The organism is Deinococcus aetherius (assembly GCF_025997855.1).
GTDB lineage: Bacteria > Deinococcota > Deinococci > Deinococcales > Deinococcaceae > Deinococcus > Deinococcus aetherius.
This window is the reverse complement of sequence record NZ_AP026560.1, coordinates 1966459-1993202: the sequence shown is the minus strand read 5'-3', so window position 1 is coordinate 1993202 and position 26744 is coordinate 1966459. Positions and strand designations below refer to the sequence as shown.

Genomic DNA, 26744 nt, shown 5'->3' with positions numbered 1-26744 from the left:
GGCCGCCGTCCAGGTGGGTCCCCGCGCTATGCTGCCCCCCGTGCCTGGCCCGTCCGAACAAGTCTCCGAACATGGGATGGAGGAACTGCGCGCCCTCGTCGCCGACCGCCCGGCGGGGGAGCGCGAACGGGTCGAGCGGGCCTACGAGTTCGCGCGGGACGCCCACGAGGGCGTGAAACGCAAGAGCGGCGAGCCGTACATCACCCACCCGGTCGCGGTCGCCATCATTCTGGCGGGGCTGGGCATGGACACCGACAGCCTCCTCGCCGGGCTGCTCCACGACACGGTGGAGGACGTGGAGGGCGTGACCTTCGAAGAGATCGAGCGCCGCTTCGGGCCGGACGTGCGCCGCATCGTGGAGGGCGAGACCAAGGTCAGCAAGCTCTCCAAGCAGGGGAGCCAGGCCGCCGAGGTCAGCGACGCGGGGCGCGACGTGCAGGCCGAGAACCTGCGCCAGATGCTCGTCGCCATGACCGGGGACATCCGCATCATCGTGGTCAAGCTCGCCGACCGGCTGCACAACATGCGGACCCTGGGCAGCATGAGGCCGGAAAAGCAGCAGCGCATCGCCCGCGAGACGATGGAGATTTTCGCGCCGCTCGCCCACCGCCTCGGCATCGGGCAGATCAAGTGGGAGCTGGAAGACCTCAGCTTCCAGTACCTCCAGCCCGACGCCTACGAGTACCTCCAGACCCGGCTGCGCACTCGCCAGGACGAGCGACAGGCCCTGATTGAGCAGGCGGTGGCGCAATTACGTGAGGCGCTTGAAGACGACCTCGAACTTCCCGAGTGGGTCAGCGACATCGACATCGCGGGGCGGAGCAAGCACCTCTGGAGCATCCACAACAAGATGCAAAAGGAGGGCAAGGCGCTGGAGCAGATTTTCGACCTCCTCGCCATCCGGGTGATCCTGACGCCCAAGGACCTCACCGTCCCCCCCGGCACCGACGAGAAGCGCCGCGTGCGCGCCGAGGAGACGCGGGAAAAACGCATCTGCTACCACACCGTCTCCATCGTGCACTCGATGTGGACGCCGCTGCCGGGCCGTTTCAAGGACTACATCGCTGTCCCGAAGCCCAACGGCTACCAGAGCCTGCACACCACCGTGATCAGCCAGAGCGGGCAGCCCATCGAGGTGCAGATTCGCTCGCGGCGAATGCACGAGATCGCGGAGTACGGGGTGGCGGCGCACTGGATGTACAAGCAGGGCAACCAGCTCGCCCAGCGGGACCGCGAGAACTGGATCGCGCAGCTCCGTGAACTCCAGAACGAGATCAACGACGCCTCCGACTACCTCGACGCGGTGAAGACCGACATCCTCTCGCAGCGGGTGCGGGTCTTCACGCCCAAGGGGCTGGCGATCTCGCTTCCGGCGGGAAGTACGCCCGTGGACTTCGCGTACCACATCCACACCCGCATCGGGGAGACGACGGTGGGGGCGCGGGTGAACGGGAGCATCGTGCCGCTCTCGCACAAGCTCGGCAACGGCGACATGGTGGAGATCGTGACGAGCAAGAACGGCCACCCCAGCAAGGACTGGCTGAACTTCACGGTCACGAGGAGTGCCCGCGCGAAGATTAGGCACCATTTCCGCCAGCAGGAACGCGCGGAGGCACTGCAACACGGCCACGACCTGCTGGAGCGGTACCTGCGCAAACGCCAGCTTCCGGTGCGGCAACTCATGCGCACGAAGCTGCTGGAGGACGCGACGAGCCGCCTCGTCGGCACCCGCAACCCGGACGACCTGTACCTCGCGCTGCACGCCGGGAAGCTCACGCCGAGCGTGGTGGGACGTATCCTCGCCCCCAGCCTCGCGCAGGAGCAGGCGCCTCACCCCGAGCGGCGCGGCCCGCCCCCACAGAAACCCACCGAGCCGGGCGGCGTGTACGTCGAGGGCTTCTCCACCGCCACCAAGCTCGCGCACTGCTGCAACCCGATCCGGGGCGACCAGATCATGGGCTACCTGACACGCGGGCGGGGAGTCAGCGTCCACCGCATCGACTGCCCCAACATGATCCGGCTCCTCAAGGACGAGCCCGAACGCTGCATCGCCGCGAGCTGGGACGCGGGGACGCCGGGCAGCACCATCGTGGACCTCGACGTGGTGGCGTCCGACCGCGCGGGGCTCCTCGCCGACGTGCTGGGTGTGCTGGCGAGCGAGAAGCGCAGCCCCATGAAGATCGAGGCGGGCGTGAGCGCCGACAGCACCGCCCACATCCACCTGCGGCTCGCCGTGGGCGGGAACGCCGATCTGGAGGTCGTGCGTGACGCGATCATGCGGGTGCCGGGAGTGACGGACATCCTGCGGGCGGGCAAGGGCAACGGGCGGGTCAGAAACGGGGCGAGCGCGTAGGTGCCGCCGTTCAGCCCGGGGTGGAGCAGGTGGGGGCAGAGCCGCCCGAGGGTGAGTTCGGGGGCGGTTGTCTCCCCCCCCATCCCGCCCTCCTCCCCACACCCTTTCCTTCGCCGTCCCTCACGCTCGGCCTCTAGCCTTCCCGCATGACCCGCCGTGTCCTCTTCCTGTGCGCCGCCCTCCTCGCCGTCCACGCGGGCGCTCAGACGCTCGTGCCCCTCGATTCGCGCCCGGCGACGCGGGTGCTGCCCGCCCTGATCGCGGAGGTGGGGGGACGCACGGTGCAGGTGCCGGGTGCGGACCTCCTCGGGAACGCGGAGCGCGGGGCGGACCCGGCGGCCCTGACCACCTGGCTGAACGCCCAGCCCGCCGACCAGCCGCTCATTGTCGCCCTCGACGCATTCGCTTACGGCGGCCTGGTGCAGTCGCGCACGAGCCCGCTCACCGCCGGGGAGGCCCTGGCCCGCCTCGAACCCGTGCGGGCGTGGGGACAGCGGACGGGGCAGCCCATCTACGCCTTCATCACCCTGCCGCGCGAGCCCGACGCCACGAACCGGGAGCGCAACCTGGCGGTCGTGCGGCAGGCCGTCGAGTGGGCGCGGCAGGGCGTGTTCAAGGAACTGCACGTTACCTGGGACGACGCGCTCCCCGGCAGCCCCTCTCCCGCCGAGGGCGCGGCACTGGTACAGGACGCCCCGGAGGGCGTGCTCGTCTACCCCGGCGCGGACGAGGTGCTGGCGATGCTCGCCGCCCGCGCCCTCGCGCCGAGCGAGAAGACCGTGCGTGTGGAGTACAGCGACCCGGCCAAGGCGCAGCAGGTCATCCGTTACGAGGGCATTCCCCTGACCCGGAGCACCGAGAACCACGCGCGGGCGAGCAGCTTCCGGGTGGTGACGGAGGGGCCCGCCGACCTGACCCTCTTCGTGTACAACGGCGGGGACCCGCGTCAGGCCGCCGTGCGGGTGAGCAGCCTCCTGAGGCGCGGCCCGGTCGCGGTGGCGGACGTGGCGCAGGTCAACCTGGGCAACACCCGGCTGTGGTCGGACCTCGCCACCCTGCGCCAGCACGCGAACCTGCGCTCGCTGGCCGCCTGGGGCACGCCGGGCAACAACCTCGGCACGGCCCTCGCGCACGCCCGAGTCGCGCTGGAGGGGGCCGACCCCGTCCGGCAGGACGCCCTGCTCGCCCGCGAGTACGCCAACGACGTGATCTACAGCGCCGAGGTGCGGGCGGCCCTGCGCAAGGCCATCCCCGAGGCGGAGCTGAACACGCCCGCCGGGCAGGCCAAGCTCCTCGAACTCGCCCGGGACTACTTCCCGCTGCGGGTGGGCCGGACGTACACCCTGGACGACGCGACGCTGCCGTGGGGCCGCTCCTTTGAGTGGGATTTCGACCTGAAGCCGCGTTGACGATCTGGGGGGAACGCTGGGTGTGGACGCTCTGCCAACGTTCGGCCCGCCTACTCAACCCGGGGTGACAACTGCGCCGCCGGGCGTTTCTCCACGCTCAGCAACAGGGCCGCGCCGATCACCAGCGCCGCCCCGAACAGTGCGGTGGGGGAGAGGCGCTCCCCGAAGAGGAGGGCGGCCAGCCCGGCGGCGACGACGGGTTCAAGGCTGGCGATCACGCTCGCGCGGGTGGCGGGGAGGTGCTTTAGTCCCGCGCTGTAGGCGAGGTAGGCGAGGTACGTGCTGAAGACGGCAATAGCCCAGAGCGACCCCCACGCCCCCGACGTCTTGGCACTGAAGCTCACGAAGGGGAGCAGGCACAGCGCCCCGACCGGCAGGGCGACCGCGAGGAGGGCAGGGGGCGAGTACCGTCCGAAGAACGCCTTCCCGTACAGGTAATACAGGCTGTACGTGAACCCGGCGACGAGCCCCCACCCCAACGCCGCGCCCGTGACGCTCACGCCCTGCCCGCCCCCCAGGCTGATCAGGGCGATGCCCGCGAGCGTTCCCACGACCGCCGTCATCTCCCTCACGCCCAGCCGCTCGCGCAACACCGCCCAGCCGAACAGCGCCACGAAGGCCGGGGCGGTGTAGAGCAGCACGCTGGCGAGGCTCGCGCCGCCCGCCCGCACGGCGAGCTGGTAGGAGCCGTAAAAGACACTCACGCCGAGCACGCCAAAGGCGGCGGTGACGAGGAGGTCCCGCCCGCGTGGCAGGGGAGCGCGCGTGACGAGCGCGTGGAGCGCGTACAGCCCGCCCGCGAGTGCGGCCCGCCAGAAGGCGACCTCCAGCGGCGAGACGCCCGCCCCCTGCGCGTTCTTGCCCAGGATACCGAGCAGGCCCCACAGCACCGCCGCGACCAGGATGAGGAGCGGGGCCGGGACCCTCACGTGCGCTGCCGCCAGACGGCCACGGTGGCAGCCACCACGGTCAGGAGGCCCAGCCCGCCCAGGCCCAGGAGCAGCAGGGTGCGCCGGTCGCGCGTCGCCCCGACGGGTGCGAGCGTGCCCTCGGTGAAGGGGCCCCGGTCCCCGGACGGCAGGAGCACGTCCACGGGCACAGGCGCGTCCGGACGTCCTGCTTGCAGCGAGGTGGGGCCGGGCGCGGTGACAGGCCGCAGCACCCCGTCGGGCGTGAGCGGCGAGTACACGCTGTTCGTGACCCAGTAGCCGTACTCGCCGGCGGGAACGGCGGCGTCGATCACGAGGTTCGTCCCCTCCACCCGCACGGTCGGCGCGGGGAGCGGGGTCGGGGGCCCGCCGCCCTCGGGCGCCTTCCGCAGACTGGCCTCAAAGCCCGACACGCGCAGGTGATACTCCCAGCCCCCCGTCCCGGTCACGTTCAGGCGCAGGTCGTCCAGAGTCCGCACGCCCCCCACGCCCGTCCGCACGAAGATGTCGGTCACGCCCGCCGAGAAGCCGCTCGGTGCCCCCCAGGGATTCTCGATGCGCCCCAGCTCCACCGTGAAGCGCATCCCCTGGCCCTGCGGCTGGGCCCGGAAGCCCCGCAGGTCGAGCGCGCTCTCGCTCACCGCCGGGCGGGTGGGGAGCACGTAGCCCCCGTCGCCGCGTGCGTCCCCGGCCGGATCGGAAAAGAACACGAGCGCGGCGGTGAGGAGCGTCAGCACGGGCGCGAGTATACCGTGGCGTTTGGGAGGTTCAGGTGGGCTGAGGTTGGGGAGGTGGGGGGCAGGGTGTCTTGCTCCGTTTACCCCCACCCCCCAGCCCCCTACCCCCAGGGGGGGCAGGGGGAGCGGCGCTGCGCTGGGCAAGGGCACACGGGCGGCGTGAGTGGGCGAGTCTTTTTGAACGCAATGTTTGATCTTGCTGCGTCCCATCTATGTGCCCACCGTCTCGCTGCGCGAGCCGACGTGGTCGTGGGCCAGGACCGTCCGCCCACTTCCACTCAAAGGGCGTCCGAATTCGCGTTTTGAACAGCGCAAAAGCTCCGGCTCCTTTTCTCCCTCTCCCCTCGTGGGAGTCGTAGAGCCGCTTGCGGAGAGGGCCGGGGCGTGTGATCGGCTCCACCGCCTATTTCCGCCCAGCCGCCGTCTTTTTGCTCCTCCCCCCTTGTGGGGGAGGCTGGGAGGGGGGTCAACGAAGCGCCCCCCAACGCACCTCCACGCCCAACACCCCCTGCATCCATCCCAGGGGAACAAGGTGGAGCGCCGCTGGCGTGGGCCTCCCCTTCAGGCCGCCCGTGCCCGCGAGATTAGCGCCAGGAGGGCCTGGGCGAGGGCGGCGGGATCATGGCGGGCGGTGGGGCCGGTCTGGAGGAGGGGGGCGCTGCGCACGCGGCCCCGGAGGTCACGGCTGGCGCCCGCGAGGTCGAGCACCTGGGCGCCCTCGGCGGCGTAGCGCCCCTGCACGTCGGGGGGAATGGGGGCGCTGTTCATGAGGACCCAGTCGGGGGCGCGGCCGAGGTGGGCGGTGATGGCGAGGACGTGGTCTTCGAGGGTGAGGCCCGTCGTCTCGCCGGGCTCGCTCATCAGGCTGGCGACGTAGACGATGGGGGCGCCCGACTCGCGGATGGCGCGGGCGATGTCGGGCACGAGCAGGGCGGGGATGATCGAGGTAAAGAGGCTCCCCGGCCCCAGGACGATCAACTCGGCCCCCCGCACGGCGCCCAGCACGTCGGGAAGCGCGGGCAGGCCGGGGGGTTCCAGCCGCACGTCGAGGATGCGGGCCGGGCCCACCTGACCGCTGAGCCTGCTCTCGCCGCGCACCTCGCGCCCGTCGGAGAGCCGCGCGACGAGGGTGGCGGGCCGGGTCGTGGCGGGAAAGACCTGCCCGCGCACCCGCAGGACCTCGTGGATGTCGCGCATCGCGCCCTGAAGCCCGCCCTGTTCCTCGCTGAGGGTGGCGAGGAGGAGGTTGCCGAAGGTGTGCCCCTCCAACCCCTCCCCGCGCCCGAAGCGGTGGAGCAGCAGCCGGGCGAGGACCGGGCTGTCGCTGAGTGCTGCGTAGCAGTCGGTGAGGTCGCCGGGCGCGATCATGTCGAGGGCCTGCCGCAGCCGCCCGCTCGACCCGCCGTCGTCCGCCACCGTCACGACCGCCGTGATGTTGCCCGTGTGGACCTTGAGGCCCATCAGGAGGTTCGAGAGACCCGTCCCGCCCCCCACCGCCACGATACGGGGGCCGCGTGCGCGGGTGCGGTGGGAGTAGATCACGTCGAGGGCCGTTTCCGGGGCGGTGCCCGTCGAGCGCAGCATCGAGCGGCTGAGCATCATGATGCTGAGCAGCGCGCCCACGAGCGCGAGCCCCATCACGGTCATGCCGCCCACGTAGAGGGGCAGCACCTCGGGCTTGGTCAGGGCATTGAGCCACAGGATCCAGCGGGTCGCCACGAAATGCAGCGGCCCGGTCCAGGTGAAGTGCAGGAAGCCCACCGCCCCGATGAAGGTGCAGACGACGAAGAGCAGGAGCCAGCGTTTGACCCCCAGCCCCGGCTCCAGCCACATCCGGGCCCGGCGGGTGGCCCGGCGTGCGCTCCCGACCCGTGTGCTCACCGAATCGTTCATCCGCCCTCCCCCACCTGCATGTCGCGGTGGTCGGTCACCTGCGCGCCCTGGTCCGCGAGGTCCCCTGCCAGCCGCGCCGCCACCGCCACCGAGCGGTGTTGCCCCCCCGTGCAGCCGATGGCGACCGTGTACCCGTGCCGCCCGGACGCCCGCGCCCGCTCGGCCGCCGTCCGCACGAAGTCGCGCACCTCCCCGTAAAACCTCTCGGACGCCTCGTCCCCGAAGACGTACCCCGCCACGTCGGGCTCCAGCCCCGTCTTGGGGCTCAGCTCGGGAACGTAGTAGGGGTTGGGCAGCGAGCGCACGTCGATCACGAGGTCGGCGTCGCGCGGCGGGGCGTTCTTGAAGCCGAAGCTCATCAGCCGCAGGGCGAAGTCGCGCTCCAGCCGGAAGGTGTGCAGCACCCGCTCGGCGAGTTCCCCTGCCGTCAGCGACGTCGTGTCGATCACCGTGTCCGCGATGGCGCGCAGGGGCGCGAGGAGTTCGCGCTCACGGGCGAAGTCCACCATCAGGGTTTCACCCAGGGGGTGCTCGCGGCGGGTCAGGTTGTAGCGGCGCAGCAGCACCTCGGCGTTCGCCTCCAGAAATAGGACCCGCAGGTCCTCGCGGCGGCGGGCCAGCCGCGCGTAGCTCGACTCCAACGCCCCCAGGAAGTGCCGGGTCCGCGCGTCCGTGCTGATCGCCACCCGCTCCAGCCCGCTCGCCGAGACGAGGTCGTGCATCGCCCCCCACAGCTCGGGCGGCAGGTTGTCGGTGATGAAAAAGCCCGCGTCCTCCAGCGTCCTCAGCGCGGTGCTCTTCCCACTCCCCGACAACCCCGACACGACCACAAACGCCATGCGGCCAGTCTACCCCCGGGGCGGCACCGGGCCGGATAGGGTCGCCTCCTCGTCAAGACAACGCGGACCGCAGGGGCACCCACGGTCCACGCTCCATCGCCCTCAGCCGAAGAACGCCCCCCACAGCAGGTACGCGTTGAGCCCGATGATGATGCCCGCGAAGGTCCAGCCCAGCACCGTGACGACGGGTCTGCTCACGAGCACCCCCATCACGTCGCGGCGGGCGGTGAAGAGCAAGAGGGGCACGAGGGCGAAGGGCACGCCGAAGCTGAGGATGACCTGCGAGAGCACGAGGGTCTGGGTGGGGTCGAGCCCCGCCAGGATCACCGCGAAGGCGGGCAGCATGGTCAGGGTGCGGCGCAGCCACAGCGGAATGTGGAAATTGACGAAGCCCTGCATGATGACCTGCCCCGCCATCGTGCCCACCGCGCTGCTGCTCAGGCCCGAGGCGAGGAGGGCGATGGCGAAGGCGACGGCGGCGGCCGGGCCCAGCAGCGGCGTGAGGGTCTGGTACGCGACGCTCAGGTCGCCCGCGTTCTCCACGTTCTTGCCGTGGAAGGTCGCCGCGCTCACCGCGAGCATGCTCATGTTGATCAGTCCCGCGAAGCCCATCGCCACGATCACGTCCACCCGGTTGAGGCGCGAGAGCCGCACCTTCTCCGCGTCCGTGCGGGTGGGCACCCGGCCCTGCGTGAGCGCCGAGTGGAGGTAGATCACGTGCGGCATGACCGTCGCACCGATGATGCCGACCGCCAGATACACGCTGTCCACCCCCTGAAAGGTGGGCACGAAGCCGCGCAGGGCCTCGGCGCCGGGCCGCGCCAGGACGAACTGCACGAGGTACGCCACGCCGATGATCAGCACGAAGGCCCCCACCGCGATCTCCAGCGGGCGAAAGCCCCGGCGCTGGAGGGTGAGCAGCCAGAAGGTGATGACGCCCGTGATCGCCGCCCCCCAGATCAGGGGCAGCCCGGTCAGCAGGTGGATGGCGAGGGCCGCCCCCAGGAACTCCGCGAGGTCGGTCGCCATCGCCACGATCTCGGCCTGCACCCAGTAGGCCCACACCAGGGGCCGGGGCCAGCGTTCCCGAATGACTTCCGGCAGATTCCTGCCCGACGCGATCCCCAGCTTCGCGCTGAGGTTCTGAATCAGCATCGCCATCAGGTTCGCCGCCAGGATCACCCACAGCAGCGTGTACCCGAACTGTGCCCCGCCCTGGATGTTCGTGGCGAAGTTCCCGGGGTCCATATACGCGATGCTGGCGACGACCGCCGGACCCACGAAGGGCAGGACGCGCGCCAGTCCCCGCCGCTGAGCGGGGCGCGTCAGGATTTGCGTGGCCCGCTCCGTCATACGGGCGTCCAGACCACCCGCTGGGGCCGGGAACGAGGTGACCGACTTGGAAGAAGGGGGCGGGGCAGACATGAACGTATTTTAGGCATACCTAAAAAAATGTCCAGCCCGCCCAAGGAGAGATGAAGGGTCGGGGGAGGGGGGAGGCCTTCCCCGTTGCCCTAGCCAATTCTCGCGGTTCCGGGCGCGGCGGGCTTACCCTGGCCGCATGACCGCGTCCCTCCCCGCCCAGACCGAAGCGGCGCCTGCCCAGACGCAGGTCGCCCCCCTGCGCGTCCTGATCTGCGACGAGATGAACCCCGGCAATCTGGAGCACGCCGGGTTCGAGATCGACTACGGGGGCAACCTCCCCCGCGAGGAGACCCTGCGCCGCCTCCCCGGGTACGACGCCCTGATCACCCGCAGCCGGACGAAGGTGGACCGCGAGTTGCTGGAGGCGGCGGGCGAGCGCCTCAAGGTCGTCGGGCGCGGCGGGGTCGGTGTGGACAACATCGACCTGGAAGCTTGCTCGCGGCGGGGCATCCTGGTCCTCAACGCGCCCGAGAGCAACAACGTCTCGGCGGCGGAACTCGCCTTGGCGCACCTGATGGCCGCCGCGCGGGGACTGACCCGCTCCGACCGCAAGACACGCGCGGGCGAGTGGGACCGCAAGTTCCTGGGCGTGGAACTCAAGGACAAGACGCTGGGCATCGTGGGGCTGGGCCGCATCGGGAGCATCGTCGCCGACCGGGCCCAGGGGCTGAGGCTCAACGTGGTCGCCTTCGATCCCTACGTCCCCGAGAACAAGTTCGAGCGGCTGGGCATTACCCGCGCCACCACCCTCGACGACCTGCTGGCCCAGGTGGACTTTCTGACCGTCCACACGCCGCTCACCGAGGAGACGCAGGGGATGATCGGCGCGCGGGAACTCGCTCTCCTGAAGCCCGGCGCCATCGTCGTGAACGCGGCGCGCGGCGGGATTGTGGAGGAGGGGGCGCTGGTGGACGCCCTTTCGGCAGGCCACCTCTTCGGGGCGGGCGTGGACGTGTTCGTGGACGAGCCGCCCGCGCCGGATCACGTCTTCCTGGGTGCGCCGAATCTCGGGATCACCGCGCACCTCGGCGCGAACACCCGCGAGGCGCAGGAACGGGTGGGGGCGGAGATCGTGGGGCGGGTGCTGGCGGCCCTCCAGGGGGACGTGAGCAAGGGCGCGGTGAACGCCCCGGCCCTCGACGCCAAGACGCTGGAGCTGCTCGGCGGCTACCTCGACCTCGGCGAGAAGCTGGGGCGCATCCTCGCGCAACTGCTTCCCGGCGCGCACGACCTGGAGGTCACCTTCCGGGGTGAGTTCCCCGCCGACCCTGCTCCCGTGGTGACCGCCGTCCTCGTCGGGTATCTGAGCGGCAGCACGGACGAGCGCCCGAACATGATCAACGCCCGCGCGCTGGCGAAGGAGCGCGGCCTGAACCTCGCCGTGCGCGAGGAGGGCGACAGCCCCGACTACCAGACCGAGGTGATCGTGCGGGTCGTCAGCGGCGCGCAGGGGGAGAAGCAGCGCACCCGCACGGTGGGGGGCACGGTCTTCGGCCGCAGCCCGCGCCTGACCCGCCTACGCAACTTCCGGGTGGAACTCGCCCCCGAGGGTTTCATCCTGATCGCCTCCAACCAGGACCGCCCGGGCGCCGTCGCCAAGCTCTCCAACTTGCTCGGCACCTGGGGCATCAACATCGCGGGGATGGCCCTGGGGCGCGCGGAGAAGGGGGGGCAGGCCCTCTTTACCCTCACCCTCGACGACGGTCTGACCCCCGAGCAGCTTCAGGCGATCCGCGACCTCGACGTGATCGAGTCCGCGTTCCTCGTGCGGGTGTAGGGGAAAGGGGAAGGGAGCGGACCGTCCAAAGAGGGCGCCCGCCCCACGCCTTATCATGGGGCATGAGCGACCCCGCCCTCCAGGTGATCAGCGTCGAGGAGTACCTGCGGACGGAACTGGAGAGTTCGGTCAAGCGGGAGTATGTGAGTGGGTTCGTGTATCCGCTGCACGGCGCGACGAAGGCGCAGGCGGGCACGAGCAAGGCACATGCCCTGATCACCGGCAACATCATGTTCGCGCTCCAGCCTGCCAGCAGGCGGTCCCGGTGTCGCCTCTACGCGGCGGACATGAAGCTTCGCATTGAGGATCGTGACTCCTTCTATTACCCCGATGTCATGGTCGCCTGCGGGGAGGACAACGGTGAGGAGTATTACGAGACGGACCCCTGCCTGCTCGTGGAGGTTCTCTCCAAACGCACCGCCGCGATTGACCGCCACGCCAAGTACCACGCGTACACGTCCATCCCCAGTCTCCAGACGTACCTGATCGTCTCCCAGAGCGAGCGGCGCATCCTCGCCTACGGGCGGGAGGGCGACAGTTGGCGGCTCACCGAGTACGACGGCGCGGGCGAGATTCCCCTCACCTGCCCCGGACACACGCTCACCCTGGATGAAGTGTACCAGGGGGTCATCGACTCTCCGGGGTCGGCCCCAGTCCCTCGTGTTTGAGAGGGTTGGCCGCACCGGGTGGCTCAGACACTCAGTTGCACGATCAGCCGCTCCAGGGTCGCCCCGGGGTCCAGGCCCCGTTTCATCGCCACGTCGGCGTCGAGGATGCGGGCGAGGTGGGCTCGCACCTTGTCCTCGCTCAGGCGGCGGGCCACGTCGAGCGCCTTCTTCGCCGGGTAGGGTTTGACCCCGAGGCGCTGGGCGGCGACCGCCTCGGTCACCCGGCCCTCCTCCTGGGTCAGCGCCACGCAGCGCGCGACGAGGCTGTACTGCCACACGACCGCACCGAGGAGCTTGAAGGGGTCCTCCCCCCCCGCCAGGAGACGGCGCAGTTGGGTGACGGCCTCGCCGGGGCGCCCGGTGGTCGCGGCCCCCAGCAGCGCGAAGGAGTCGCCGGGCGGCTCGCGGCCCACCACCCGCCGCACGAGGTCGGCGCTGTGGGGCGGGTCGAGCAGCGTGAGCTTGTTGAGCTCGCCCGCGATGCCGGTGAGATCGGGGCCGAAGACCTCGGCGAGGTAGAGGGCGGCCTCCCGGTCGAGCTTGAGTCCGAGTCCCCTCGCCCGCCCGGTCACCCACCCGGCCACGTCGCCGGTCTTCTGCGGGGCGGGGGAGGAATGGTGCTCGCCGCGCGACTCGTAGAGCTTGACCCGCGAGGCGGGCGGGTTCTCGTCGAGGACGGCCACGGTGACGGGCGCGGAGGCGAGGAGGTCGAGCAGGGCCTTGTCGGGCTTGGCGCCCGCGAGGTCCACGACCACGCCGCCGTCCCCGAAGAGGCTGGGGGCGAGGAGGGGGGCGAGGGCGGGCGCGGTGACCTCCTCGCCCGCGAGGCGGGGCAGGTCGCGCACGTGCAGGCCCCGGGCCGCGAGGGTCTCGCGCAGGGCCTCCTCCGCCAGGAAGCGGCTGCCGCTGAAGGCGATCAGTCCCACGCGGCGGCAGGTCTCAGGGTGTTCCAGGTCTTTTCCAGGGCGGCGCGCATCTCCCCGGCGGTGGCAGGCCGCGCCTCCGGGTCGCGTTGCAGGGCGGCGCGCAGGACCGGGTGGACCTCGGGAGGGCCGGGCAGGGGCGCGCAGTCCTCGTGGATGCCGACGAGCCACCCCAAGGCGTCCTCGTAGGGGGGAGAGCCCGCCAGGCAGTCGAACAGCAGCACACCTACCGAGTATAGGTCGCTGCGGGGGTCGCCGCGCACGCCCCGGAACTGCTCGGGGGCCATGAAGTGCGGGGTGCCCATGCGCGTGCCGTCGTGAATGTCAGTGCCGAGCGCCCGCGAGTGGCTCATGCCGAAGTCGATCAGCCGCACGGCGTCGCCCCGCGCCCGCCCGCCGTGCAGGAGGACGTTCTCGGGCTTCAGGTCGTGGTGCGTGACCCCGCACGCGTGCAGATGCTCGACGGCGCGCAGCACGCCGGTGGCCACGCACAGCGCCGCCCCGGCGGGGAGGGGACTGGCCTCGATCACCTCGCGCAGGGTGCCCCCCGGCACGAAGGGGAAGATGAGCTGACGCGGCGTGCGGGCGAGAAGTGGCACGACGAGCGGGTGGCTGAGCCCCGCCGCGATTCCGCCCTCGTGCGCGAACCGCAGGGTGGCCTCGGGCTCGGCGGTGAGCAGCGTCTTGACGAACACGGTCTGTCCCCGCCACTCCCCGACCTCGCTCTGGACGCCGCCGCGTGTGGCGAGAACGCGGCGGCGTTCGATGGTTTGGGCGACACGGAAGTCCTGCACCCGGACATTTTAAACTCAGTCCTCCTCCAGTTTTGTCACAGCCGTGTCTCCGTGAGGGGAAGTGGGGTGCCCCCTTCCGGCCCGTCCCCGGCTCACACGACCTTCCCCGGCGTGGCTCCTCTCCCCGGAACTCACCTGGGGACACCTCCAGGGCCGCAGGAGGGCCACTCGGGTGGGGAGGGACACGCCGGGCCTCAGACCCGGTCGAGGGCCTCGTAGGGTTCGGGCGGCCGTTCGACCCGGATGGGGTCGCCCGGGCGGACCTCGCCCCCCGCCACGACGATGCCCATGACCCCCGCCTTGCGGACGAGGCGGCCCTGGGCGTCGCGGCCCAGCACGGCGGCGAGCAGGCCCGGCCGGAAGGAGTCGAGCTGGGCGCAGGGGTTGCGCAGCCCCGTGACCTCCACCACCGCCGCCCCGCCCAGGTGCAGCCGCGTGCCCCGGGGCAGGCCGAGGAGGTCGAGCCCGCGTGTCGTGACGTTCTCGCCCATCTGCCCGGCGGCCACGTCGAGGCCCTGGGCGCGCAACTCGTCGTGCAGCTCGGCGTGGATGAGGTGGACCTGCCGCAGGTTAGGCTGAGTGGGGTCGGCGGCCACCCGCGAGCGGTGCCGGACGGTGACGCCGAGATGCGCGTCCCCCTCCACGCCCAGCTCGGCGAGGAGCCGGATGCGCTCCCGGTTCGCCTTGCTGAAGGAGTGGGTCTCACTCACGCTGACGGCGGTGACGGTGGCCGTCATGGGCTGAACGGTCATGGGGACATGGTATGGCCCGGCCGACAAGGAGAGAGGGAGTGGGCGCTCCTCTGCCCCACCCCCTCCTGCTCCTGGAATTCTCGTCCGGGTCAGCTCACGCGGACGCTGTTCACGAGGTTGCGGATCACGGTCTCGTTGCGGCTGTAGTCGCCGGTCTTGGCCGCGATGGTCACGACCAGGGTCCGGCCCTGGAGGCTGGTGATCAGGAACTCGCGCCGCACGTCGTCGCCCTGGCCGGGGGTGGTGAAGACGAACTGTGCCCAGGGGGCGCCGCCCATCTGCACGAGGCTCGCCCGCAGGGTCTTGACGTTGGGCACCTGCGCGCGGATCACGGCCGGGAACTGGGTGACGAGGTCAGCCACCTGCGCGGGCGCGAGCCTGCCCTCCCGCCACTCGAAGGCCACCGTGACCTTGCGGTCCTCGGTCAGGAAGACGGCGTCCGGGCGGCTGGCCGCCACCGGGAAGGCCTTGGTGATGCCCGCCTCGCTCAGGGTCAGCAGACGGGCGTTCGGTTCCAGGGTGACGGGCACGGTCTGGAGCTTGACGGGCGCGGCGAGCGCGCTGGAGAGCAGGCCAGCGGCCAGCAGGGAGAGCAGGACCTTCTTCATGGGGTCTCACGTTACCCGCCCGCCCCGCCCCTGCCATGAACACCGCGTGAGGAGCGTGCGAGGGACCGTCAAGAGGACGTCAGGTTGAGGCCGGGGCCGGATAGGGGAGGGCCCCGCCCGGCGACCCCGGTCCCGCTACCATGCGCCCATGACGGATTCCGGGCTGGCCCTCGATCCCACTTTTCCACAAGGCTTCCGGGCGGCGGCGATGGCGGCGGGCATCAAGCCGAGCGGACGAACGGACCTGAGCTGTGTGGTGAGCGACGAGGCCTGCACCTGGGCCTTCGCGGGCACCCGCAGCACGACGGCGGCGGCCTGCGTGGGGCGCAACCGCGAGCTGTACCGCGAGGGAAGGCCCGTGCGCGCCCTCCTCGTCAACGCCGGGAACGCCAACGCCGCGACCGGGGCGCGGGGCGTGCGCGACAACGCCGACATGGCGGGGGCGCTCGGCAGCGTGCTGAACGTGGACGCCGACGCCGTGCTCACCGCGAGCACCGGCATCATCGGCCATCCGCTGCCGATGGACCGGGTGCTGGGCGGCGTGGAGCACCTGCCGGAGGAACTGGGCACGGCGGCAGGCCCCTTCGCGGCGGCGATCATGACGACCGACACACGCCCCAAGCTCGCCCAGGCGACCCTGAGCACGGGCGCCCGCATCGTGGGCACGGCGAAGGGCAGCGGCATGATCCACCCCGACATGGCGACGATGTTCGCCTTCGCCTTCACCGACGCGCGGGTGGACGCCTCCGCCCTGCGGGAAGCCTTTCCCGCCGTCGTGGCCTGCACCTTCAACGCGGTGACGGTGGACGGCGACACGAGCACGAACGACATGGCGGTGGTGCTGGCGAACGGCCTCGCCGGTGACGTGGACCCGGGGGAGTTCCTGGCCGCGCTGGAGGGCGTGATGCGCGACCTCGCCCGCATGATCGCCGCCGACGGGGAGGGGGCGACCAAGCTCCTCACCGTCCGGGTGGGCGGGGCGCGCACCGAGGCCGAGGCGCTGACGGCCGCCCGCACCTGCTGCGTGAGCCCCCTGCTCAAGAGCGCCGTCCACGGCAACGATCCCAACTGGGGCCGGGTGATCATGGCGGTGGGCCGCAGCGGCGCGGCGGTGGACATCGAGCGGATGACGGTGAGCGTGCAGGGCCGGCCCGTCTTCGCCGGGAGACCCCTCCCCTACGACGAGGCGCAGGTCAGCGCTAGCATGAGGGCCGAGGAAGTCGTCTTCGAGGTCAACCTCGGCGTGGGGGAGGCGCAGGGCGAGGCGTGGGGCTGCGACCTGAGCGCCGAGTACGTGAGCATTAACGCGGACTACACGACCTGAGCCCGCTTTAACCGCCGCGCCCCTTGAGGAACTGGCCGACCCACGGCACCCGGTCGGAGAGGAGGCGGCCCCCCACCGCGAAGTCGCGCGGCGGGTAGGAGTGGAAGCGGAGGTTGATGCCGTCCACGTCCTCCGGCCCCACCCCGAACAGGCGGGCGAGGACGGGGGTGAGGTGGCGGGCCACCTGCCGCTGCTTGCGGGTGCTCATGTTCCAGTCGGAGAGTTCGACGGTCAGGTCCACCCGGCCCCGCTCGCGGGGGGTGCGCCCGCCGATGTAGAGGTCCTCGTCGCAAACTTCGGCGAAGTGAACCGTCGTGTGCTCGCGCAGTTCCTCACGGGTGGGGCCGCCGCGCGGCGAGAAGAAGAGCAGATTGACCGCCTCGGTGAGTTGCCGGGCGACCTCCGCCTTGCGCCCGGCGGGGAGGGGAGGGCAGGTGACGCGCAGGTAGGGCATAGGTCAGTGTAGGCGCGGCCCCATCTCCTCCTTGAGCCTTCCCTGAGTCGGCTCCCGGTGAGCGCGGGAGGGGGTAGCGTGGGCCATGACGAGCCCCACCCTCCCCGCCTCGGCCCTGGCCCGCCCGCTCGACCTCTCGCTCTCCTCGAACCGGTACGTGGTGGCGGGCACGGTGGCGAGTACCCTGGCCGCCCGGCTGTCCGGCCACCCCTGGCCCTCGGCGCTCGGCGTGGGCGCGGCGGGCTTCCTGGGCTGGGCGGCGGCGCGTGAACTCGACCCCGACTACCCCGACACGGCGGGCGCGGCGTTGCCCCTGGCGGCCCTCGCGGCGCTGGTGGGGGGGCCGCCCAACCCGCTCGCGGGTCTGTCCGTCCTGAGCGGCCTGCGGGTCCTCGCGGCCACGGTAGGGCAGGCGCCGGTCCCGCTCGACGTGGCCGCGCTCGCCGGGCAAGCGGGCCTGTCGGCGCTGACGGGGGAGCGGGTCGCGGCCCTCGTGCCGGGAGCGGCGCTCGCCCTGTCGTCCACGCGGCCTGACGCCTTCCAGGGCTCGGGGCGGGACGCCGGGCTCGTGGCCCTGGCCGCCCTGCTGCCGGGAGTGCGCCGGGGGCAGGGACGGGGCGCCCCGGCCGACGCGCTGACCCTCGCCGCCCTGGGCCTGTCGGGCGTGCTGACGCGGGCGGAGACCGTGGAGACCGAATGCGACCGCGCTTCCACCCCTGTCCCCGCCGAGCGGGTGCGCCTCACGCGGCTCCTCGCGCTGGGAGCCCTCGGCGCCGGGTTGCTCGCGCGGGAGACCCGCTCGCTCGCGCCCCTCGCCTCGGCGGTGCTGGCGGTCGGGCTGCGGCGGGTCCTGCCGGGCGCGAAGTGAAGCTCCCAGGGAGCGCGCACCCCGCCTCCCCCACCCGGGGCGGGTAAGCTGGAGCATGACCGGACTCCCCAGGCAACTCACCCTGCTCGCGGCGACCGTCCTCACGCTGGTCATGAACTACCTCAGCAACGCGCTCCCCCTCTTCGGGAACAGCAACCGGGAGGTCAGTGACGGCCTGCCCAACGCCTTCACGCCCGCCGGGCTGACCTTCTCGGTGTGGGGCGTGATCTTCCTGGGCCTGCTCGCCTTCGCGGTCTATCGGGCCCTCCCGGCGCAGAGGGGCCCACGCCTCGACCGCCTCTTCTGGCCGTTCCTGCTGGCGAACCTGCTCAACGTGGCGTGGCTGCTGGCCTTCCAGAGCCTGAACTTCGGCCTCAGCGTGGTCGTCATGCTCGCGCTGCTGGGCAGCCTGATCTGGCTGTACCTGCGCGTGCGCGGCCTGAAGCCGCTCGGCGCCGAACCCCTCACGCTCGCGCTGCCCACCAGCCTGTACCTCGCCTGGATCAGCGTGGCGACGATGGCAAACATCACCGCTTTTCTCGTCAGCCAGGGGGTGACGGGAGGCCTGGCGGGGCTGAGCGGCCCGGTGTGGTCGGCCCTCCTGGTGGTCGTCGCCGCGCTGCTGGGCGTGTTCTTCCTCATGCGCTTTCGGGACTACGCCTTCGCCGGGGTGCTGCTGTGGTCCTTCTACGGCGTGTATGCCGCGCGGCCCGAGGTGAACACGGTCGTCCTCGGCGTGGCGCTCGCCGCCGCCCTCGTGCTGCTCGGGATCGTGCTCGCGGCCCGGCGGCCCAGGGCGGCGCTGTAGGGCCCCAAAGGGGAGGGGGAGGCCACGTTCGACCTCCCCCCGCCTGGAACAGGAAGTTTACTTGCTCGTGGTGTTGTTGGGAGTGGGTGTGTTGCTGGACGCGGGGGCGGGGGCGGCGACCACCGACGGCGTCGTCTGGATGTTCAGGCGGGCGATCTGGGCGTCGAGGTACTTCTGGGCGGCGTCGCGGGCCAATTGCTCGCGGATGGTGGGCGCGACCTCCGCGAGGGGCGCGAGACCCGCCTGATTGCGCTTGGTGACGAGCAGGACGTGCCAGCCGTACTCGGTCTGCGCGATCTGGGGCTGGTTCACGGGGCCGCCGAAGGCCGCCTTGTCGAAGGCCTCCACCGTGTCGCCGGGCGCGATGCAGCCGAGGTCGCCGCCCTCCGCCGCGCTGCCGGGGTCCTGGCTCTTCTCCTGGGCGATCTTGGCGAAGTCCCCGCCTGCCTGGAGGTCCTTCAGGACGGTCTGGGCCTCGGCCTGGGTCTTGACCAGGATGTGCCGCACGCAGGCCTGGGCCGGGCGGTTGAAGGACTGCTTGTTGAGGTTGTAGAAGCTGTTGACCACGGCGTCCCCGAACCTGAGGCGGTTCTTGATGCCCTCCAGGTACGCGGAGACGACGGCCTGCCGCTCCAGGTCGGCGCGCAGATCGGCCTCGTTCCCGTAGCCCGTCGCCTGAAGGGCCTCGGCGAACTCGGCGTCCGAGGAAAAGCCCTTGCGGGCGGAGGCGAACTGCTCGTCGATCTGGGCGGGCGTGACCTTGGTGTCCCGGCGGGCGAGCTGGTACACGGCGCGGTCGCGGGCGAACTGCTTCAGGAATTCCCCCCGCGCCTCGGCGAACTCGGGCAGGATGTCGGGCGTGAAGGGCACCCCCTGCGAGTTCAGCACCCGCGCCACCGCCACCCGGAACGCCCGCTCGTAGTCCGCCAGCGTGAAGCGTTCGCCCCCCACCACCGCGACGACCGCCTGGGGGTTCGCGGCGGGAGCCGGGGTGGTCCGGGCCGGGGCGGCGGGCGTCGTGGCAGGTGGAGTGGTTGGGGTGGCGGGCGTGGTTTGGGCCGGGGTCGGCTGAGCTGGGGTGGTCTGGGCCGGGGCAGGCGCCGTGGTCTGCGCTGGGGCCGTCTGAGACGGCGTCGCCGGGGGAGTGGGGGCGGGCGTCGGCGTGGTGGTCTGGGCCAGGGCCGCGCCGCCGAGCAGCAGGGCGAGCGTGAGGATGCTTTGTTTCATCCGCCCACTCTAGCGTCCTTCAGTCCCCCCGTCTGGAGGATCGGACGCATGAGGTCGCCAGTCGCTGGAAACTAGTCGCCAGGGCAGGGTGCTGCCCACTTGAGCCGCCCTCCTCCTGGCGCCTGGCGACTTCCCCACCCCTGCTACAATCCCCCCCGATGCGCCTGACCCTGGTCGAAACCACCGATTCCCGCGTGTACGACGACGCGGTGCGCTCGCTCCCCCTCACCAGCGCCCTGCAAGGCTGGGGCTACGGGGAGGCGCGGCGCGTGCTGTGTCAGACGCCGATGCGTTACCTCATCCAGCACAGCGGGCGGACGGTGGGCGCCGTCCAGCTCCTCCGCAAGCGGCTGGTGCCCGGGCTCAGCACCCTTTACGCTCCGCGCGGCCCGGCGCTGGAGTCCCTCGACCTCCTGCCCGCCTTCGCCGAGGCCGCCCGTAAGGTCGCCCGGCCCACCGACGCCCTCCTCAAGGTCGAGCCCCCCTCACCCATCCCTGCCGACGACTCGGTGCCTGTCCCCGGGTCGTTCGGCCCCCTGCGCCGTGCCGAGTCCGAGCAGCCCGAGCACACCATCCTCGCCGACCTCACCCGTTCGGAGGACGAGCTGTTCGCGGGCCTGCACTCGATGGCGCGCCGCAACGTCCGCACCGCGCAGAAGCTGGGCGTGGTCGCGGGCCGCGACGACGACTTTGAGGCGTTCTGGGAGATTTTCACGGCGACGAACGAGCGGGCCAAACTCGGCGCCTTCCCCCGTGCCTACTACGAGACCATGCTGCGCGAGGGCAACGCGCACGGCGGCGAGGCGTACATCGTCCTGTCGCGGTACGAGGGGAAGGCGCTCGCCGGGGGCTTTTTCCTGGCGATGGGCACGGGCACCTCTTACCTCTTCGGCGGCAGCGTGCGCGACGACCGCACCCAGCCGGACGGCACGCCCTACAAGGACGCCAAGGCGCCGGACGCCTTCTACTGGAACGCGATGCTGGACGCCAAGCGCCGTGGCTACACCCTCTTCGACTTCTGGGGCATCCCGCGCAGGCTGGACGAGGACAAGCATTCTTTCGGCGTCTTCAAGATGAAGCTCAAGTTCTCCGAGCACCGTGTCTGGTATCCCGCCTACGACCTAAATCTCAACGTCGCCGCCCCCGCCATCGTGAGGGCGTTGCGCTGGCGCAAGACGCAGAACAACCTCAGGAAGCGGGGGAGTGCGGAGGACGTGCTGTAGGGAGCGGTCAGCTCTCAGCTTTCAGCAGTCAGCGAAAAGCCCGGGATCAGCGGTTTTCCGGGCTCAGGCTGTCCACCACGAGGTGATGCCCGTCGAGGTTCCGGGCGTCGAAGGTCCGCCCGAAGCCCTGATCCTCTATCGGCGTGATCCGGGCGCCCAGTTCGGTCAACGCGGTATGAATGGCCTCCACATCGTCCGTCTCGAAGCCCAGTTCGACCGGGCCGGGGCCGTCGCGCTTGGTCGGGTCCTCGGTCTCGACGTTCTTGAGTCTGGGGGTGTAGCCCTACGACCCCAGGATCAGCATGTGCGGCGGAGCGGCGCGGGTCCGTCCTCAGGCCGAAGGCCCGTTCTTAGAAGTCTTGCGCCCGCGCCACGTCCGACACGAGCAGGTTGACGTTGCGGAGGGTGGCCGAGGTCGTTGTGGTCATGGGCCGAGCGTCTCACCCGTCGCCCCCGCCCGTCTTGCACAAGCGCGGCAAGACCCTTACCGGGCGACCTGGGAGCGCCGCGCGGGAGCCGTCACCCCCAGCGCCAGCACCGCCGCCGCCCCCGCCAGGACCGCCGCCGCGATCATCGCCGCGCTGTAGCTGCCCAGGGCGTCGCGGCTGACTCCGCCCAGCCAGGAGGCCAGCGCCGCGCCGACCTGGTGGGAGCAGAAAATCCAGCCGTAAACCGTGCCCACGTTCGCCCGCCCGAAGGTGTCGGCGGTCAGGGCGATGGTGGGCGGCACGGTGGCGATGTAGTCGAGGCCGAAGAGCACCGCGAAGAGGGTCAGGCTGTAGCCCGGCGGCACGAAGGGCAGCAGCGCGAGGCTGACCCCCCGGAAGGCGTAGTACATCCCCAGCAGGAAGCGCGGGTCCACGCGGTCGGTGAAGTACCCGCTGGCGAGCGTGCCCACGAAGTTGAAAGCCCCCATCACCGCCAGCATCCCCGCCGCAAAGCCCGGGGTGAGCCCCATGTCCCCGCAGTACGCGATGAAGTGGGTGCCGATGATGCCGTTGCTCGTCGCCCCGCAGACGAAGAAGGTCGCCGCCAGCAACCAGAAGTCGCGGTGCCGCACCGCCCGCCCCATCACCCGGGGGTCGGGCTGGGGGGCGGGGGCAGCCGTGCTCACCGGGTCTCCGTCCGGCCTCAGCCCCACCTGCGCCGGGCTGTCCCGCAACAGCCACCACACCAGGGGGGCGAGCACGAGCGCCACCGCCGCGATGATCCAGGTGCCGCCCGTCCAGCCGAGGTTCTGGGCCCAGCCCGTGAGCAGGGGAATGAACAGCAGTTGCCCCGCGCTCGTCGCCGCGCCGAAGATGCCCGTCACCAGGCCGCGCCGCCGCACGAACCAGCGGGTCGCCACGGTCGCCCCCAGGACGCTGCCGACGAGTCCCGTCCCCAGCCCGCTCAGCAGCCCCCACGTCAGGTGCAGGCCCAGGGCGGAGCGCGACAGGGTGGTCAGCGCGAAGCTGAGGGTCACCAGCAGCAGGCCCACGGTGGCGACCCGGCGCGGCCCGAAGCGGTCCATCAGACGCCCCGACAGGGGGGCGGCCAGCCCGAAGACGAGCAACCCCAGGCTGGCCGAGAGGGACAGGGTGCTCCGGCTGAGGCCCAGCGACTCCTCCATCGGCAGCAGGAACACGCCGGGCGCCGAGCGGGCCCCCGCCGAGATCAGCAGGGCGAGGACGGTGACGCCCACCACGACCCAGCCGTAAAAGAGCCTCTGCGTGCTGAACCGGGGGGGCGTGGGGTCGTTCATGGGCCGATGATAAGCCCCTGGTGAAGGGTGGCGGGTCGGCTGAGGTGCCGGACCCTAGACCTGTTCCTCCCCCCGCGTCCTGAACCGCCGCGCTCCCCACCACAGCCCCCCCCCGAGGGCGGCGAGGAGCAAGGCGGGCGTCAGGTCCGCCTCCGCCCGCTGGACGTACCGCAGGGCAGCCTCCCCGGACTTCCAGAGGGCGTACTGCCACAGCCCGACGTGCAACACGGCGCCGACGAGCGCCCAGAGGGTGAAGGGGACGGAACGCACGCCGAGGGCGCGGGCGGTCCACGTCACCGGTGTGCGCAGCGACCCGACGCTGCGGCTCAGGACGATCAGGAGTGGCCCGGCGTGGGCGGTCAGGCGCCGTATTCGCGGGGTCTGCACCCGCTCCCGCCAGCGCGCAGGCAGCCGCGCCAGAATTCGTCCGCCCAGCGCGTACCCGGTGAGGCTCCCCAGGAAGTTCCCCAGGGCACCCCACAGCACCGCGTCCGCGTAACTCGTCCGCCCCGCGCCCATCAGGGCCGCCTGCGCGAGCATGGGCAGGATGCCGGGCACCCCGGGCACCCCCGCCCCCTCCACGAACATCAGGCCCAGGGTCGCCGCGTTCAGCCACGCCGGGTCGAGCGCCGTGAGCCAGGCGGGCAACTCCGGCGTCACGCCCACCCCCGCGTGAGGTCGAGGGCCATCGTGACCTGTTCCTCCGCCTGCCCGGTCCACGGCGTCCAGAGCGGGGTCTGCTGCGCCGCCCAGACCCGGAAGCCGCGCCGCTCGTAGAGGTGGACGGCGGCGGCGTTCCGCCTCGTGGTCGAGAGCTGGACGCCGGGCACCCGCCGTGCCCGCAGCTCGGAGAGGTAGGCGTCGAGCAGCGCCCCTCCCGCCCCCAACCCCCTTGCGGACGCGAGCAGGTTGAGGTGCAGGTGGGCGGGGTAGAGGTCGGCGGGCGGATGCGGCACTCCGTAGAAGGTGGAGCGTAGCAGATAACGCAATGAAGGCCACGCCCCCGGCAACCGCCCCGTCACCAGCCGCCCCAGCAGCCCCGGCACCTGCGCGGCGAGGGCGTGCGAGTAGCGCCCCCGGTCCACGCTCCCCAGGATGTACCCGACGACCTCGCCCCCCTGCCGCTCCGCTACGAAGCCCACCCCGCCCCCGCCGGGTGTGAGGTACGGCGCGACCCACAGGGCGGCGAAGAGCGGGCGCGAGGGGAAGAAGCGCGCGGCACTCTCCCCGAAAAAGGCCGTCTCGTAGGCGACGTGGGCCAGCGCCCCCGAGTCGGCGGGCCGCACGGGGCGCAGGGTGAGGGCGGGCGCGAACATGCGCCCCAGCCTAAGCGCGGGGGTGGGGCGGCGTGCCCCGGTCCCCACCCGGGCGCGTGGTAAATTGAACCCAGTCCAGAGTTTCTTTCCGGCCGGGGCGAGGCCTTCCGCCCGTCCCCCGAGCCGCCCCAGGAGTGTGCCCATGATCGACTTCACCCTCACCGACGAGCAGAAACAGCTCCAGCAACTCGCCCGCGACTTCACCCGCCGCGAGATCATCCCCGTCGCCGCCGAGTACGACCAGAAGGAGGAACTGCCCTGGCCGGTGGTGCAAAAGGCCTTCGAGGTCGGCCTCCTCAACGCCTCCATCCCCGAACGCGCGGGCGGCCTGGGGCTGGGCATGGTGGACGAGTGCCTGATCGGCGAGGAACTGGCCTACGGCTGCATGGGCATCTACACGGTCATGATGGCCTCCGAACTGGGCATCACGCCCATCCTGGTCGGCGGCACCGAGGAGCAGCAGAAGCGTCTCCTGAGCCCGCTCACCGAGAAGCCATCGCTGGCCGCCTTCGCCCTCAGTGAACCCAACAACGGCTCCGACGCCGCCGGGATGCACACCACCGCCGTCCTCGACGGCGACGAGTGGGTCATCAACGGCACGAAAATGTGGATCAGCAACGGCGGGGTGGCCGATATCACGGTCGTCTTCGCCACCACCGACCGCCAGGGCGGGCACCGGGCGACGGTCGCGCTCGTGGTGCCTAAGGACGCGCCCGGCTTCTCGTGGAACAAGATCAAGCACAAGATGGGTCAGCGGGCGAGCCTGACCTCCGAACTCGTCTTCGAGAACGTGCGGGTGCCGAAGGAGAATCAGCTCGGCGGCCTGGGCGACGGCTTCAAGATCGCCATGAAGACGCTCGACAAGACCCGCATCCCGGTGGCGGCGGGGTCGGTCGGCATCGCCCGCCGCGCGCTCGACGAGAGCGTCAAGTACGCCAAGGAGCGTCAGGCGTTCGGCAAACCCATCGCCGACTTCCAGGCGATCCAGTTCAAGCTCGCCGAGATGGCGATGGGGGTCGAGACCGGGCGGCTGATGTACCAGAAGGCGGCGTGGCTGGTGGACCGGGGCCTGCCCCACGGCTACGAATCCGCCATCGCCAAGGCCTACTGCTCGGACATGGCCTTCGACGCGGCGAACGAGGCGATCCAGGTTCACGGCGGCTACGGCTACGTGGGCGAGTACCCGGTCGAGAAGCTGCTGCGCGACGTGAAGCTCAACCAGATTTACGAGGGCACGAACGAGATTCAGCGGGTGGTGATCGGCCGTCAGCTCCTGAAGTGACGGCGGCACGGCGAGAGGGGGCGGGCCAGATGGTCTGCCCCCCTTACATTTCTGCTTGACTTCCCCTTTCCCCCACCGGATAGTGAGCGCACCCTAAATCCAGCTTCACGGGCTCACCGCCTGACCAAAGAGGAACTGCCCTAGGAGGATTACACATGAAACGACTGGCCTTCACCGTCACCTTCGCCCTGCTCGCCGCCGCCCAGGCGCAGAAGGTCCAGACCCCCGTACCTATCGGCGTCGCCGTCGCCCAGACGAGCAACACCGCCCTGCTGGGGCAGGAGCAGGTCATCGGGGCGCGCTTCGCCGAGAAGTTCCTGAACGCGCGGGGCGGCATCAACGGCACGCCCATCAAGCTCGTCTTTCAGGACGCGGCGGGCGACGAGAACAGCGCGATCAACGCCTTCCAGAACCTGATCACCAAGGAGAACGTCGTCGGCATCGTGGGGCCCACCCTGTCGCAGCAGGCCTTTGCCGCCGACCCCATCGCCGAGCGGGCCAAGGTGCCCGTGCTGGGTCCGAGCAACACCGCCAAGGGCATCCCGCAGATCGGGGAGTTCGTGGCCCGGGTGTCCGCGCCCGTCGCCGTCGTAGCGCCCAACGCCATCAAGCAGGCCCTCAAGCTCGACCCCAAGATCAAGAAGGTCGCCGTGCTGTACGCGCAGAACGACGCCTTCTCGACCTCCGAGACGGGCACCTTCCAGGAGACGGCCAAGGCCCAGGGCCTGAACGTCGCCACGGTGCAGAAGTTCCAGACGACCGACACCGACTTCACCACCCAGGTGACGGCGGTGCTCAACGCAGACGTGGACCTCGTGATCGTCTCGGGCCTCGCGGCGGACGGGGGGAACCTCGTCAAGCAGCTCCGGCAACTGGGCTACAAGGGCCTGATCATCGGCGGCAACGGTCTGAACACCTCCAACATCTTCTCGGTGTGCCAGCGCTACTGTGACGGCATCATCATCGCGCAGGCGTACAGCCCGGCCCAGCCCAGCGCGGCCAATCAGGTCTTCGTGAAGGAATACCGCGCCCAGTACAAGAAGGACCCGCCCCAGTTCGCCGCCCAGGCCTACGCGGGCGTGCAGGTCATGGTCGAAGCCCTCAAGGCCCTCGACCGCAAGAAGAAGCTCGCCCAGTGGGACCTCGGCGAACTGCGGGCCGCGCTGAACAAGCAGATTCTTGCCGGGAAGTACAACACCCCCCTCGGCGAGCTGCGCTTCGAGAAGGACGGCGAGATCATCCAGAAGGACTTCTACGTCGCCCAGATCAAGATGAAAGACGCGCGCACGGGTTCGTTCGTCTTCTTGAAGTAAGCCGTCAGCTCTCAGCCGTCAGCAGTCAGCAAGAACGGAGCTGATCGCTGACGGCTGACCGCTGAAAGCTCCCAAAGA

Annotated in this window: 25 protein-coding genes; 10 read left to right on the top strand and 15 right to left on the bottom strand. The window is 71.0% G+C overall.

Going from position 1 to position 26744, the window contains the following annotated elements:
* Positions 1–76 precede the first annotated feature (76 nt).
* The gene (locus DAETH_RS09980) at positions 77–2353 is read left to right on the top strand and encodes a RelA/SpoT family protein (RefSeq protein WP_264777427.1); all 2277 of its coding nucleotides are present in this window, start codon (positions 77–79) and stop codon (positions 2351–2353) included.
* Positions 2354–2499: 146 nt separating this feature from the next.
* The gene (locus DAETH_RS09975; RefSeq protein WP_264774749.1) at positions 2500–3762 is read left to right on the top strand and encodes a DUF4127 family protein; all 1263 of its coding nucleotides are present in this window, start codon (positions 2500–2502) and stop codon (positions 3760–3762) included.
* 50 nt (positions 3763–3812) lie between these two features.
* Here the strand turns inward: DAETH_RS09975 and DAETH_RS09970 are convergent, their stop codons facing one another.
* From DAETH_RS09970 to DAETH_RS09950, 5 genes are all read right to left on the bottom strand, one after another.
* The gene (locus tag DAETH_RS09970) at positions 3813–4691 is read right to left on the bottom strand and encodes a DMT family transporter (RefSeq protein ID WP_264774748.1); all 879 of its coding nucleotides are present in this window, start codon (positions 4689–4691) and stop codon (positions 3813–3815) included.
* The gene (locus DAETH_RS09965; RefSeq protein ID WP_264774747.1) at positions 4688–5428 is read right to left on the bottom strand and encodes a glucodextranase DOMON-like domain-containing protein; all 741 of its coding nucleotides are present in this window, start codon (positions 5426–5428) and stop codon (positions 4688–4690) included. The genes DAETH_RS09970 and DAETH_RS09965 overlap by 4 nt, the downstream gene beginning before the upstream one ends.
* 561 nt (positions 5429–5989) lie before the next feature.
* Positions 5990–7321, bottom strand: coding sequence for a gluconeogenesis factor YvcK family protein (locus DAETH_RS09960; protein WP_264774746.1), 1332 nt, complete (start codon positions 7319–7321; stop codon positions 5990–5992).
* Positions 7318–8160 (bottom strand): RNase adapter RapZ, encoded by an 843-nt coding sequence (gene rapZ / locus DAETH_RS09955; protein ID WP_264774745.1) that lies wholly within the window; start codon positions 8158–8160, stop codon positions 7318–7320. The genes DAETH_RS09960 and rapZ overlap by 4 nt, the downstream gene beginning before the upstream one ends.
* Before the next feature lie 102 nt (positions 8161–8262).
* Positions 8263–9513: an Nramp family divalent metal transporter gene (locus tag DAETH_RS09950; RefSeq protein ID WP_264777426.1), complete on the bottom strand. Its 1251-nt coding sequence runs from the start codon at positions 9511–9513 to the stop codon at positions 8263–8265.
* A gap of 208 nt (positions 9514–9721) precedes the next feature.
* Between DAETH_RS09950 and serA the strand changes: the two genes are divergently transcribed.
* Positions 9722–11362, top strand: coding sequence for a phosphoglycerate dehydrogenase (gene serA / locus DAETH_RS09945; protein WP_264774744.1), 1641 nt, complete (start codon positions 9722–9724; stop codon positions 11360–11362).
* 62 nt (positions 11363–11424) lie between these two features.
* Complete coding sequence (locus DAETH_RS09940; RefSeq protein ID WP_264774743.1) at positions 11425–12030, top strand: Uma2 family endonuclease; 606 nt, start codon at positions 11425–11427, stop codon at positions 12028–12030.
* A gap of 23 nt (positions 12031–12053) precedes the next feature.
* Here the strand turns inward: DAETH_RS09940 and holA are convergent, their stop codons facing one another.
* The 4 genes from holA to DAETH_RS09920 all read right to left on the bottom strand — a co-directional run bounded on the left by holA (position 12054) and on the right by DAETH_RS09920 (position 15107).
* Positions 12054–12956 carry a DNA polymerase III subunit delta gene (gene holA, locus DAETH_RS09935; RefSeq protein WP_264774742.1) on the bottom strand — a complete coding sequence of 301 codons (903 nt, stop codon included), beginning with the start codon at positions 12954–12956 and terminating at the stop codon, positions 12054–12056.
* On the bottom strand, positions 12947–13747 hold the full coding sequence (locus DAETH_RS09930) for a serine/threonine-protein kinase (RefSeq protein WP_264774741.1): 801 nt from the start codon (positions 13745–13747) through the stop codon (positions 12947–12949). The genes holA and DAETH_RS09930 overlap by 10 nt, the downstream gene beginning before the upstream one ends.
* Positions 13748–13941: 194 nt before the next feature.
* Entirely contained in the window at positions 13942–14499 is a 558-nt protein-coding gene (locus DAETH_RS09925) for an MOSC domain-containing protein (protein ID WP_264774740.1), read from the bottom strand.
* Between the two features lie 89 nt (positions 14500–14588).
* Positions 14589–15107 (bottom strand): hypothetical protein, encoded by a 519-nt coding sequence (locus DAETH_RS09920; RefSeq protein ID WP_264774739.1) that lies wholly within the window; start codon positions 15105–15107, stop codon positions 14589–14591.
* A 148-nt stretch (positions 15108–15255) separates the two neighbouring features.
* Here DAETH_RS09920 and argJ point away from each other — a divergent pair, with 148 nt between their 5' ends.
* Complete coding sequence (argJ, locus tag DAETH_RS09915) at positions 15256–16431, top strand: bifunctional glutamate N-acetyltransferase/amino-acid acetyltransferase ArgJ (RefSeq protein WP_264774738.1); 1176 nt, start codon at positions 15256–15258, stop codon at positions 16429–16431.
* A gap of 7 nt (positions 16432–16438) precedes the next feature.
* On the opposite strand, the gene DAETH_RS09910 is transcribed toward argJ, so the two are convergent.
* Complete coding sequence (locus DAETH_RS09910; protein WP_264774737.1) at positions 16439–16885, bottom strand: tautomerase family protein; 447 nt, start codon at positions 16883–16885, stop codon at positions 16439–16441.
* A gap of 85 nt (positions 16886–16970) precedes the next feature.
* Between DAETH_RS09910 and DAETH_RS09905 the strand changes: the two genes are divergently transcribed.
* Positions 16971–17753 (top strand): hypothetical protein, encoded by a 783-nt coding sequence (locus DAETH_RS09905; RefSeq protein ID WP_264774736.1) that lies wholly within the window; start codon positions 16971–16973, stop codon positions 17751–17753.
* Positions 17754–17808: 55 nt separating this feature from the next.
* The gene (locus DAETH_RS09900) at positions 17809–18561 is read left to right on the top strand and encodes a tryptophan-rich sensory protein (protein WP_264774735.1); all 753 of its coding nucleotides are present in this window, start codon (positions 17809–17811) and stop codon (positions 18559–18561) included.
* A gap of 57 nt (positions 18562–18618) precedes the next feature.
* On the opposite strand, the gene DAETH_RS09895 is transcribed toward DAETH_RS09900, so the two are convergent.
* Positions 18619–19788: a peptidylprolyl isomerase gene (locus tag DAETH_RS09895; RefSeq protein WP_264774734.1), complete on the bottom strand. Its 1170-nt coding sequence runs from the start codon at positions 19786–19788 to the stop codon at positions 18619–18621.
* A gap of 158 nt (positions 19789–19946) precedes the next feature.
* Here DAETH_RS09895 and DAETH_RS09890 point away from each other — a divergent pair, with 158 nt between their 5' ends.
* Entirely contained in the window at positions 19947–21011 is a 1065-nt protein-coding gene (locus DAETH_RS09890; RefSeq protein ID WP_264774733.1) for a lipid II:glycine glycyltransferase FemX, read from the top strand.
* Between the two features lie 46 nt (positions 21012–21057).
* Here the strand turns inward: DAETH_RS09890 and DAETH_RS09885 are convergent, their stop codons facing one another.
* From DAETH_RS09885 to DAETH_RS09870, 4 genes are all read right to left on the bottom strand, one after another.
* Positions 21058–21180 carry a hypothetical protein gene (locus DAETH_RS09885; protein WP_264774732.1) on the bottom strand — a complete coding sequence of 41 codons (123 nt, stop codon included), beginning with the start codon at positions 21178–21180 and terminating at the stop codon, positions 21058–21060.
* 315 nt (positions 21181–21495) lie between these two features.
* The gene (locus DAETH_RS09880; RefSeq protein ID WP_264774731.1) at positions 21496–22755 is read right to left on the bottom strand and encodes an MFS transporter; all 1260 of its coding nucleotides are present in this window, start codon (positions 22753–22755) and stop codon (positions 21496–21498) included.
* A 54-nt stretch (positions 22756–22809) separates the two neighbouring features.
* Positions 22810–23415, bottom strand: coding sequence for a DedA family protein (locus DAETH_RS09875; RefSeq protein ID WP_264774730.1), 606 nt, complete (start codon positions 23413–23415; stop codon positions 22810–22812).
* Complete coding sequence (locus DAETH_RS09870; RefSeq protein ID WP_264774729.1) at positions 23412–24071, bottom strand: GNAT family N-acetyltransferase; 660 nt, start codon at positions 24069–24071, stop codon at positions 23412–23414. The genes DAETH_RS09875 and DAETH_RS09870 overlap by 4 nt, the downstream gene beginning before the upstream one ends.
* Before the next feature lie 142 nt (positions 24072–24213).
* Here DAETH_RS09870 and DAETH_RS09865 point away from each other — a divergent pair, with 142 nt between their 5' ends.
* Complete coding sequence (locus tag DAETH_RS09865; RefSeq protein WP_264774728.1) at positions 24214–25353, top strand: acyl-CoA dehydrogenase family protein; 1140 nt, start codon at positions 24214–24216, stop codon at positions 25351–25353.
* A 155-nt stretch (positions 25354–25508) separates the two neighbouring features.
* Complete coding sequence (locus tag DAETH_RS09860; RefSeq protein WP_264774727.1) at positions 25509–26666, top strand: ABC transporter substrate-binding protein; 1158 nt, start codon at positions 25509–25511, stop codon at positions 26664–26666.
* The last annotated feature ends 78 nt before the right edge of the window (positions 26667–26744 follow it).